General features: G+C 60.3%; 12 protein-coding genes and 1 tRNA gene. 6 read left to right on the top strand and 7 right to left on the bottom strand.

What is annotated here, in order from left to right:
• The first annotated feature begins 373 nt into the window (after nucleotides 1–373).
• Both AAXE93_RS07940 and aroC read left to right on the top strand, forming a co-directional pair.
• Nucleotides 374–832, top strand: coding sequence for a cupin domain-containing protein (locus tag AAXE93_RS07940; protein WP_390129740.1), 459 nt, complete (start codon nucleotides 374–376; stop codon nucleotides 830–832).
• A gap of 39 nt (nucleotides 833–871) precedes the next feature.
• Nucleotides 872–1966, top strand: a complete 1095-nt coding sequence (aroC, locus tag AAXE93_RS07935) for a chorismate synthase (protein ID WP_390129738.1) — start codon at nucleotides 872–874, stop codon at nucleotides 1964–1966.
• A 19-nt stretch (nucleotides 1967–1985) separates the two neighbouring features.
• Here aroC and AAXE93_RS07930 read toward each other — a convergent pair whose 3' ends face one another.
• The 5 genes from AAXE93_RS07930 to AAXE93_RS07910 all read right to left on the bottom strand — a co-directional run bounded on the left by AAXE93_RS07930 (nucleotide 1986) and on the right by AAXE93_RS07910 (nucleotide 7180).
• Nucleotides 1986–2447 (bottom strand): hypothetical protein, encoded by a 462-nt coding sequence (locus AAXE93_RS07930; RefSeq protein ID WP_186496958.1) that lies wholly within the window; start codon nucleotides 2445–2447, stop codon nucleotides 1986–1988.
• Between the two features lie 62 nt (nucleotides 2448–2509).
• The gene (locus AAXE93_RS07925; RefSeq protein ID WP_390129735.1) at nucleotides 2510–3205 is read right to left on the bottom strand and encodes a bifunctional 4-hydroxy-2-oxoglutarate aldolase/2-dehydro-3-deoxy-phosphogluconate aldolase; all 696 of its coding nucleotides are present in this window, start codon (nucleotides 3203–3205) and stop codon (nucleotides 2510–2512) included.
• Nucleotides 3177–5027 (bottom strand): ATP-dependent zinc metalloprotease FtsH, encoded by a 1851-nt coding sequence (gene ftsH / locus AAXE93_RS07920; RefSeq protein ID WP_006851961.1) that lies wholly within the window; start codon nucleotides 5025–5027, stop codon nucleotides 3177–3179. The genes AAXE93_RS07925 and ftsH overlap by 29 nt, the downstream gene beginning before the upstream one ends.
• Before the next feature lie 44 nt (nucleotides 5028–5071).
• Nucleotides 5072–6244, bottom strand: a complete 1173-nt coding sequence (gene sat / locus AAXE93_RS07915) for a sulfate adenylyltransferase (RefSeq protein ID WP_390129732.1) — start codon at nucleotides 6242–6244, stop codon at nucleotides 5072–5074.
• Nucleotides 6245–6349: 105 nt separating this feature from the next.
• Nucleotides 6350–7180 (bottom strand): photosystem II manganese-stabilizing polypeptide, encoded by an 831-nt coding sequence (locus tag AAXE93_RS07910; RefSeq protein WP_114988159.1) that lies wholly within the window; start codon nucleotides 7178–7180, stop codon nucleotides 6350–6352.
• 156 nt (nucleotides 7181–7336) lie between these two features.
• Here AAXE93_RS07910 and AAXE93_RS07905 point away from each other — a divergent pair, with 156 nt between their 5' ends.
• On the top strand, nucleotides 7337–7606 hold the full coding sequence (locus AAXE93_RS07905; protein WP_244276136.1) for a hypothetical protein: 270 nt from the start codon (nucleotides 7337–7339) through the stop codon (nucleotides 7604–7606).
• Here AAXE93_RS07905 and coaBC read toward each other — a convergent pair.
• Nucleotides 7579–8889: a bifunctional phosphopantothenoylcysteine decarboxylase/phosphopantothenate--cysteine ligase CoaBC gene (gene coaBC / locus AAXE93_RS07900; RefSeq protein ID WP_390129729.1), complete on the bottom strand. Its 1311-nt coding sequence runs from the start codon at nucleotides 8887–8889 to the stop codon at nucleotides 7579–7581. The two genes, AAXE93_RS07905 and coaBC, sit on opposite strands and share 28 nt — an antisense overlap.
• Nucleotides 8879–9079: a DUF2555 domain-containing protein gene (locus tag AAXE93_RS07895; protein WP_025362051.1), complete on the bottom strand. Its 201-nt coding sequence runs from the start codon at nucleotides 9077–9079 to the stop codon at nucleotides 8879–8881. Before AAXE93_RS07895 ends, coaBC begins: the two co-directional genes overlap by 11 nt.
• Nucleotides 9080–9145: 66 nt before the next feature.
• On the opposite strand from AAXE93_RS07895, the gene AAXE93_RS07890 reads away from it, so the two are divergent.
• The 3 genes from AAXE93_RS07890 (at nucleotide 9146) to AAXE93_RS07880 (ending at nucleotide 9607) form a co-directional block, all read left to right on the top strand.
• Nucleotides 9146–9218: transfer RNA gene (locus AAXE93_RS07890), tRNA-Ala, on the top strand.
• Between the two features lie 8 nt (nucleotides 9219–9226).
• Nucleotides 9227–9364 carry a hypothetical protein gene (locus AAXE93_RS07885; RefSeq protein ID WP_170950906.1) on the top strand — a complete coding sequence of 46 codons (138 nt, stop codon included), beginning with the start codon at nucleotides 9227–9229 and terminating at the stop codon, nucleotides 9362–9364.
• Between the two features lie 42 nt (nucleotides 9365–9406).
• Nucleotides 9407–9607, top strand: a complete 201-nt coding sequence (locus AAXE93_RS07880) for a hypothetical protein (protein WP_011363323.1) — start codon at nucleotides 9407–9409, stop codon at nucleotides 9605–9607.
• The last annotated feature ends 2 nt before the right edge of the window (nucleotides 9608–9609 follow it).

Genomic DNA, 9609 nt, shown 5'->3' with positions numbered 1-9609 from the left:
GCTGCTGCTGAGTCCACTCCTGTGGCTCTGCAGGCTCCTGCCATCGGTTGATCTGGAATCAACAAACGGTTCAGATCAACTGAATCGGAAAGCCCCCTCCTCGGAGGGGGCTTTTTGTTGTGCTTGCAGAATTGAGCTCCAATCAACCATCCATAGCGAGGAGCCATCTGTGGCCCTCTCTGCACAACTCGGTGCGATGTAGAGGTTGCCAACTCCTCAGCAACGCTTTAAGTCGACTCAGCAGTGTGGAAGCAAGGCAACCTCGACATGACAAGAACCAACCGCTTTTGCTGGTGGGCATTGACTGAGCAGTCCTATGGATGGGCAGGGACTAGCAGCAACTGAAAAGCATGAGACAACGCGCCGGACTGCCATGAGAAAAACGCAAACCCTGATCCAGCACCTCGGCTTAAAGCCCCATCCAGAGGGGGGCTGGTACCGAGAGCTGCATCGCAGTCCAGACCAAGTTCAACGACAGGACGGTGCCGAGCGATCTGCCTTGACGGCCATTCTGTTTTTGCTGCCCGCCGGTGCCGTGAGTTGCTGGCATCGGGTGATCTGTGGAGACGAAGTCTGGACGCACATTGATGGGGCCACGCTGGAGCTCTTTCAATGCCAGGGCGATGGCACAGGGCTGAAACGTGATGCTTTGCATGCGTCCAACCCCATCCAGGTGGTTCCCGCCAACACCTGGCAGGCGGCGCGGAGTCTTGGTGACTACTCATTGATGAGCTGTTGTGTCGGGCCGGGATTTGAGTTCTGTGATTTCGAGATGGCCCGGCAGCATCCCGCGACAGAACGTCCGAAATTGCCCCATCCGGAGTTGATCTGAACCGATGGCTTCGTAGCCTCACCACATCGATCAATGGCCATGGGCAGCAGCTTCGGCGACCTCTTCCGGATCAGCACCTTCGGTGAATCCCACGGAGGAGGGGTGGGTGTCATCGTTGAGGGCTGTCCACCACGGCTCAACCTCAGCGTCGAGTCGATTCAGGTCGAACTGGACCGACGCAAGCCAGGCCAAAGCCACATCACCACACCGCGCAAGGAAGCGGACCAGGTGGAAATTCTCAGTGGCCTGCTGGATGGCGAAACCACGCTTGGCACCCCGATTGCCATGGTCGTGCGGAACAAGGACCAACGACCCGGGGATTACAAGGACATGGCGGTCGCCTTTCGGCCCTCCCATGCCGATGCCACCTACCAGGCGAAGTATGGAATCCAAGCCCGCAGCGGTGGTGGACGTGCATCAGCGCGGGAAACCATCGGCCGTGTCGCTGCAGGTGCGATCGCCAAACAACTGCTGAAACAAGCGGCAGGAACTGAAATCCTGGCCTGGGTGAAGCGGATCCACACCATCGAAGCCTCCGGCATCGACCCACAGCAGGTTCAGCTGAGTGATGTGGAGGCCAACATCGTTCGGTGCCCCGAGCCAGCGATCGCCGAGCGGATGATTGAGCGCATCGAAGCCATTGGCCGCGAGGGTGATTCCTGCGGCGGGGTGATCGAATGCGTGGTGCGTCATCCCGCCATTGGTCTGGGCATGCCAGTGTTCGACAAACTCGAAGCCGACCTCGCCAAAGCTGTGATGTCGTTGCCGGCCACCAAAGGATTTGAAATTGGGTCTGGTTTCGATGGAACGCTGTTGAAAGGCAGCGAGCACAACGACGCCTTTGTGCCGACCGACGATGGACGGCTGAAGACCGCCACCAACAACTCCGGGGGCATCCAGGGAGGGATCAGCAATGGTGAGCCGATTGTGATCCGAGTGGCCTTCAAGCCAACGGCCACGATCCGCAAAGAGCAGCAGACCATCGATTCCGATGGCAAGGCCACCACACTCGCTGGGAAAGGACGGCACGACCCCTGCGTTCTGCCGCGGGCCGTACCGATGGTGGAAGCGATGGTGGCACTCGTTCTGGCTGATCACCTGCTGAGGCAGCAGGGGCAATGCAGCCTTTGGTGAGCACGACCCTTCAATCAGTTCAGACGGAACCCACCGCTGAGCTGGAGCTCACCGCCGCTGCGGCCGTTTTCGTCTTTGCCGCGCTGCGGGTCCGGGTGCGGCGGGCGGGCTTTTTGCTGGCCTGAGCCTTGGCTGAGGCTGGTTTCTTGGCAGCCAACGTTTTCTTCACCGTCCGGCGTGCACGACCGGTGGTCCCACGGCTGCGATGACTCAACACCAGGGCCCACTCCTCATCACTGAGGGTGGATGGCTTGCTGCCATGGGCGTAGGAGAGCTTGGCCGCCTTTTCAATGTCCTTGATCAGGTTCGTCCAGGACGTGGCAAAACGCTTGTCAGACTGCGATTTCGCGCCGCTCTCCACCAGGGTCTCCACGACTCCAGCAGCCGAAACCTTCTTGCGCCGACGATTGAAGATCTCCTTCTGAAGCTGAGCGATCAGGGCATCGGCCTTGTCGCTGAGCTTGATCGTGAGCTGCGACATGACGCAGTTGGATAACTATCTCATCTGTAGCATTTTGGACGCATGTCGACCAGTCGTTGGCGTCAACGCTGGCTTGTCGATTGACGCAACCAGTCGAGAAGTGCCCGGAATGCAGGCGGCGATCCCACCACCCTGCGGCCCAGAGCCACGGCGCCATGCCCAGCCTCCAGCCATACGGGAAGGTCGCTTACCTCGAGACCACCAGCGGCAATCACGAAGGGCAGGGGGCCAAGGGGCGCCTGCAAGCGGCTCCAGTAACCAGGCCCCAGATTGGCAGCGGGAAACAGCTTGACGACACGACAGCCGAACCGCATGGCCTGGTGAACCTCAGTGGGGCTGAAGACCCCAGGCACCAGCAAGACACCAAGTTCTCTGGCCTGCTCCACGAGCTCAGGGCACCAGCACGGTGCCATGGCATAACTGAAATCAAGCCGAGATAGATCGTTGAGCGCCTTGGAGACCGTCACCGAAGCAGCCCCCAGATTCAGACCAGGGCAATGGTCTTGCACCCGTTGCATGAACCCCATCCAGCCTGGCTGGTCAACCCAGGCCACTTCGAGATGTCGAAGTCCTGCGGCATGAAGCTGCTTCACCTGGTCCAACAAACCAGAGCCTGAAGCCGCGAGGTCGTCGGGCTCAGGCCGAATCACCAACAAAAGCGGCTGATGCTGCAGGGATGCCACCAAAAGCTCCTGCCGCACCAGCCAAGGGTTGGAAGACGAATCGAAATCAGACGTATTCGGCGACCCGGACGTCACGTTTAATCAGCAGCTCCTGAAGCTCTTCAGCATCAACAGTCTCCTGCTCAACGAGCATCTCAGCCAATTCATCCAGAACGGCTCGGTTGTCGACGAGCACCTTGGTGGCGCGCTTGTAGGCCACATCGACCAGCTCAGAGACCTCTTTATCGATCATGGCGGCGGTTTCCTCAGAGAAGTCACGCTCCGCAGCGATGTCGCGGCCAAGGAACATGCCACCCTGCGCGCGCCCCAAGGCAACAGGACCCAGCTCATCGCTCATGCCGAAGCGGGTGATCATCTGACGCGCTGTGGAAGCAACCTGCTGGAGGTCGTTGGAGGCACCAGTGGTGACCTCATCTTCGCCGTAGACAATCTCTTCAGCCACCCGACCGCCAAGGGCAACAGCCATCTGGTTCTGCAGGTAGGCCCTGGAGTAGAGACCTGATTCCATTCGCTCTTCACTGGGGGTGAAGAAGGTCAGACCGCCGGCATTACCGCGGGGAATGATCGAGATCTTCTGAACCGGGTCATAGTCCGGCATCAGAGCGCCCACAAGGGCATGACCAGCCTCGTGATAGGCCACCAGGCGAGCGCGGCGCTCGCTCATCACACGGTCCTTCTTCTCCGGGCCCGCCATCACCCGTTCAATGGCATCGCTGATCTCGTCGTTGCTCACTTCGGTGAGCTCGCGACGGGCCGCAAGGATGGCGGCTTCGTTGAGAAGGTTGGCGAGATCAGCACCGGTGTAACCAGGTGTCCGGCGTGCAACCTTGTCGAGATCGACGTCCTTGGCGAGGGTCTTGCCGCGAGCGTGAACGCCAAGAATTTGTAGACGTCCGGAATAGTCAGGCCGATCAACGGTGACCTGACGATCGAAACGTCCAGGGCGCATCAGAGCGGCATCGAGCACGTCCGGGCGGTTGGTGGCCGCCACGATGATGATCCCGGTGTTGCCCTCGAAACCATCCATCTCCGTTAGGAGCTGGTTCAGCGTTTGCTCACGCTCGTCGTTACCACCGCCGAGGCCTGCACCCCGCTGACGGCCAACGGCATCGATCTCGTCGATGAAGACGATGCAGGGAGCGTTTTTCTTGGCTTGCTCGAAGAGGTCGCGAACGCGGCTGGCACCAACGCCAACAAACATCTCAACGAACTCAGAACCAGAGATCGAGAAGAAGGGAACACCTGCTTCACCAGCCACAGCCTTGGCGAGAAGGGTCTTACCGGTGCCAGGAGGCCCCACAAGCAGAACACCCTTGGGGATCTTGGCGCCGACGGCCGTGAAGCGATCGGGGTTCTTGAGGAAGTCGACCACCTCGGTCAGCTCAAGCTTCGCCCCTTCAATGCCGGCCACATCGGTGAAGGTCACCTGGGTGGAGGGCTCCATCTGAACCCGCGCTTTGCTCTTGCCGAACTGCATGGCTGGGTTGCCGCCACCTCCACCCTGGGCGCGCCGGAAGAGGAAGAACAGACCACCGAGCAGAAGCAGAGGGAAGATCAGACTTCCAGCAGCCTGCTGCCAGCCAGGGGTCTGACGGGAGGGCTGCACGGCGATATCAACGCTGTGTTCGGTCAGCAAGCCGAGCAGCTCACGATCGGGGGCCAGGTTGACCTGGGCACGACGGCCGTCGTTTTCAACCACCTGGGCGGTGCCTTGATCAGGAGAAATCAGCACACGGCTGATTTGGTCATCCTTCACCGCCTCAACGAACTCGCTGTAGCGGATTGTGTTCACCTGGGGCTGGCTGCCACCGCCGCCACCAAAGAAAGCTGGTGCAATCACAACGATCGCCAGAACCAAGAGGGCCCCGAGACCGATATTTCGCCAACGCTTGTTCACAGGTCGTCTCGTAGATGAAGGAATGTTAAACGGGTTCTCAGTCTTCAGGCGGCGCGGAGCACCTCAACCACGCTCTTGAAGGCGAACCACTCGGGAATCTCCTCACCACCGCGCAGCATCTTGCGGAACTGGGTGCCGCTCAGCTTCTTCACGTGCAGGCCACGCGCTTCAGCATGCTCGGCCGTCACATAGCCCTCTTCCTGGGTGTAAACGAGGTTCAGGGAGGGAACGGTTTCCATCGTGAGCTCGGGGGCACACTCCTTCGCGAAGTTCTGAGCGTCGTAAGGGCCATAGAAATCGTCACCGGTGAGAGACGATTTGCAGCCGGCCATATCCCGGCCAATGATGAAATGGGTGCAGCCGTAGTTGCGGCGGATGATCATGTGCTGCAGCGCTTCACGCGGACCGGCCATGTGCATGGCGTAGGGCAGGTAGGCCCAGCGAATGCTGTCGTTGTTCACTTCGGCCGCCAGACGTTCATAGGTCTGGAAGCGAACGGCACCAGGGATGTCGTCCTGCTGAGTGGGACCGCAGGTGGGATGAACGAGCACCACAGCGTGGTCACTGACGTTCTGTGCATGCAGGGCACGGGTGAACAGTTCGTAGTGCGCGCGGTGAATGGGGTTACGGCACTGGAACGCCACCACGTCCTCACCTTCGGGCAGGCCTGCACGCACCTCAGCAGGGGTCTTGCAGGGGAACACCCGCTCGGGCAGAGCAAGACCCTGGAGGCTTCCACCCAGATAGAAGCGCTTGCGCTCCATCGTGATCATCCGAACCGCAGGGTGCTCGATGGAGGTGGTGCCGTAGCAGCCCTTGGCTTCAGCCACTTTGTTGGGTTCCCACTTGTCCTCCACCTCGAGGACGGCCAGGCCCTGACCCTTGTAGGTGAGCAGCAGCTTGTCGCCCACCACCACGTCATCGCGGTCGGTGTCCATCACGATCGGCAGACCGAACAGCTGGCCAGCAGCCAGACGATGCCCACTGACCACGGCGTCGTAGTCCTCCTGGTGCATGAAGCCACGCAGAGGAGAGAAGCCACCCACACACAGCAGCTCCACATCACAGGCGTTGCGATCGGAACACTCGATCGTTTTGGTCGCCGTGGCTTTCACAGCGGCACGATCCGCCTCTGCCACCATCAGATCAACCAGCGTTCCGCCGTAGGGAGCAATCACACCGGATCGCTGGGCAGGAGCTGAAGCACTGGCGGTCATGGCTGCATGGAAAGATCGGGCGATTCTCCCAGATCGCCGGAGGATTGCAATGGGCCACAAAAAAGGGGGCCTAAGCCCCCTTGCAACCTGTTGTGATGACCTCGATCAAGCCTCTTCAAGACGGCCGTAGAGATCGCCAGTGATCTTGATGTCGACCACTTCACGACCACCCATGTCGGAGTCAGAGGGCTGGATGGCGCTGAACACACCAGCGAATTCTCCGGTTTCAGGATCAACCTTGGTGATGGAGAGGCTCATGGTTCCCACACCATCGATGTAGCGCTTGTTGTTGTCCTTCTCGAGCTGCTCGTCATCACCACCAAGTGCCACAAGACCCTGGGCGTACTGAACACCAGTGGTCAGAGCCCGACCCTTGGGATCAATGAAGTTGCTGGTGCGGTAGCTGGGGGTGCGATAAGTGCCTTCAAAGTCGGTGCTGGTGGTCAGAGCCGAGCCATCAGCAGTGGCATTGAGGGACTTGCTGGAGAACGTGAAGGGGAACTCTTCGCCACCGGGCACCAAAACGGTGATCGGCTGGAAGTCGATTCCACCTTTCTCCTGGAATTGCAGGCCAGATTCCGTCACCTTCAGATCGCCAAAAACGGAGTCGAGGCTGGAGGTGTAACGGGTGAGGATCTTGCCCTCAACAAACTCGGCTTGCTGACGAATGTTCTTGGGCTCCTCCTTGGCATAAACCTGCACGGGGTGCATGCAGATCTCACGCAGCTCGTAGCTGCCACCGGCCGTCAGAGGAATCGAGCCCCGGGCTGAATCCCCAATCGTGGGGCAATCGTTGGCTTTGCCGGTGTTGTGGATGTCGTCGTAGGTGACGTTGGATCCACCACGCTGAACTGCATCACTGTCGCCACTGCAGGCCGTGGTGAAGAACGCGAGGCAGAGCGCCAGCACGACGGCCAGCAGAGGACGAATGCGCATGGAAGGAGCCGATCGGCTGAACGCTAATGGGGACGGAATGCCGTCAGATCTGGATCTTACAGGGCGAAAAATGACGTCAGGGCTAGCCTTTTGCAGCTCTCAACAACTTGTCGAAAGCGCGTGACATCCAACGATCCCAATTCGACCCAGGCACGGATGGCTCCGGCACTGGCCGCCCTGGGCGAGCTGGCAGAGGAGTTGAGGGGAAATCCCGAAGCACTGCTCACCCTGCTGCGTGAGCTTGAGGCCCTGCATCGCGACGTTCAGGACGGTCCGTTTCGTCAAAGCCTTCCAGAAAACCGCCAGAAATTGTTCACACTTCTGCAGGGAATGGAGAAAAACGGAGGCTGGCCCTACATCCCTCGTCTTCAGCTGCGCACCTTCATCGACCTGCTCGGTCAGGACTCCATCGACGCCGCGGCCTGATCCCGAGCCTCAACCAGAGCATCAAGCAATTGATGGGCCAGAGAGAGCTTGGCCGTCACGGGCAGCTCTCGTCTCCAGCCATCTCCAAGCAACCAGCCTCCATTGGGTTGGTCCCCGAAACCCTGACCATCGCGATCCACGGGATTCACCATCATCAGATCGCAGCCCTTCGCCAGCCGCTTGCTTTCAGCCCGCTCCAGCAAATGGGCATCGCTGCCTGTGAGCGCTGAGAAGCCGAGAACCAACTGTCCGGGACGGCGTTGGCGGGTCAGATTCGACAGCAAATCAGGCACTTCGGCCCAACCGGAGACAAAAGCCTGCTGAAGATCCTGCTTGGCCAGTTTGCTTGGGGGAGCGGCATCGCGCCGCAGGTCAGCGACGGCAGCAGCCATGACGAGCACATCGGATCCGGGCTGAGCCAAGTGCAGAGCTGAACCGAGTTCGGCGGCACTCTCCACCGCAGTGCACTCCAGGCCTTCAAGCCAGGCGTCGGGGAGATCCAATGGACCATGCACCAGATGAACGGTGGCACCCCGGAAGCGTGCCGCCTGCGCCAGCAACACACCCATGCGGCCGCTGCTGCGGTTGCTCAGGAAACGGGCCGGATCAATCGACTCTTGCGTCGGTCCAGCCGAAACAAGAACAGTCATCCCCGAGCAATCAAGGGTCACGTCAGGAATTCCCGAACCGCGGCTGAACACAGACGCAGCCGCCAACTCAATCAACAGCGGATCGGCCATGCGCCCATCGCCGACGCGATCACAGGCCAAGAGACCGGACGCCGGCACGAGGGGGATCACCCCAGGGAAGGATTGAACCTGCTGCCAGTTGCGTTGCACCGCAGGGTGACGCCACATGGCCGTGTTCATCGCCGGAGCCGCGATGACAGGAGCTTCCATGGCCAGCAGAACACTGGCGAGCAGACCATCGGCTGAACCCTGGCTCCAGCGGGACAGGCTGCTGGCACTAAGGGGCGCAACGATGGCCAACTCCGCCCACTCCGCCAACTCGATGTGCAACGGCCTGGATAAGGCGGAGTCCCACTGGTCGGCCTCGAGGTAGCAGCTATGGCGACTGAGGCTGGCGAGCGCCACGGGACTCACCAAGGCAGCACCACTGGTGGTCACAAGACAGCGCACCTCAGCACCGGCCTTAATCAGCGCGCTGACGAGCAATGGCGTCTTAACAGCAGCGATGCTGCCGCTGACGGCGACCAGCACACGCCGCCCGCACAGTGGCGACGACAGTGGCGACGACAGTGGCGACGCCTGGTCAGTCTTCATCAAAAGGCTCTTGGTCCACCAAATGGTGGTACGGAAGGATCAGTTCGGGCCGGTGGATGGCCAGCGCCCGAAGCAGGTGCCAATCCGAAAGGCTGTCGAAAGGAGAGGGGTAATCGTCCTCTTCAAGCCGGCGGGCGAGTTCGGCCGTCGAGGCCTCGTCAAAAGCTTCGAGCCGTTCCTGCGTAAGCATCAAGCCGTCCTCAGCCCCCATTCATGGCAGTTTGACGCAGGCCGTGCCGGCTAGCGTTGGCTGACCGGGGAATTAGCTCAGTTGGTAGAGCGCTGCGATCGCACCGCAGAGGTCAGGGGTTCGAATCCCCTATTCTCCACTGCGCTTTTGCAGCGTCGCCTGCCACTTATTGGCCTGTTTGTCCTGGTGGTGTTCAGCACCGTGGCACGACCTTCAGCTCTGCTCACCTTCACACTCCTGGCTGCAGCCGGTGCGATAAGTCGCGCCCCATCACGCCGCACCTGACCCCCCATGAGGTAAAAGGGGTGTTGAACTCCCCCGTAGCCGATGTCGCAATCGAAGCGCGAGCAGGTCGTGAGCCACCTGCGCTACATCCGCCAAGAGCTGCGCGAGATGCACCAAGGAGTCATGGAAGACGGCCTTCTTCCCGAAGCGGGCGAAGTTCGCGGTGTGATGGCACAAATGGAAGCTCTGCTGGAGCTTCTCGAAGGCAAAGCGTCCAGAAAAGCGAAGGCTGAGTCCAAATAACT

Origin of the sequence: Synechococcus sp. HIMB2401 (assembly GCF_042883245.1) — a bacterium.
Taxonomy (GTDB): domain Bacteria; phylum Cyanobacteriota; class Cyanobacteriia; order PCC-6307; family Cyanobiaceae; genus Parasynechococcus.
Note: the sequence above shows the minus strand (reverse complement) of the source record. Positions and strands in the feature narration are given on the sequence as shown.

Coding starts and splice junctions, on each gene's coding strand:
- AAXE93_RS07940 (WP_390129740.1), top strand. CDS start 374: ATGAGAAAAACGCAAACCCTGATCCAGCACCTCGGCTTAAAGCCCCAT.
- aroC (WP_390129738.1), top strand. CDS start 872: ATGGGCAGCAGCTTCGGCGACCTCTTCCGGATCAGCACCTTCGGTGAA.
- AAXE93_RS07930 (WP_186496958.1), bottom strand. CDS start 2,447: ATGTCGCAGCTCACGATCAAGCTCAGCGACAAGGCCGATGCCCTGATC.
- sat (WP_390129732.1), bottom strand. CDS start 6,244: ATGACCGCCAGTGCTTCAGCTCCTGCCCAGCGATCCGGTGTGATTGCT.
- AAXE93_RS07910 (WP_114988159.1), bottom strand. CDS start 7,180: ATGCGCATTCGTCCTCTGCTGGCCGTCGTGCTGGCGCTCTGCCTCGCG.
- AAXE93_RS07905 (WP_244276136.1), top strand. CDS start 7,337: ATGGCTCCGGCACTGGCCGCCCTGGGCGAGCTGGCAGAGGAGTTGAGG.
- coaBC (WP_390129729.1), bottom strand. CDS start 8,889: ATGAAGACTGACCAGGCGTCGCCACTGTCGTCGCCACTGTCGTCGCCA.
- AAXE93_RS07895 (WP_025362051.1), bottom strand. CDS start 9,079: ATGCTTACGCAGGAACGGCTCGAAGCTTTTGACGAGGCCTCGACGGCC.
- AAXE93_RS07880 (WP_011363323.1), top strand. CDS start 9,407: ATGTCGCAATCGAAGCGCGAGCAGGTCGTGAGCCACCTGCGCTACATC.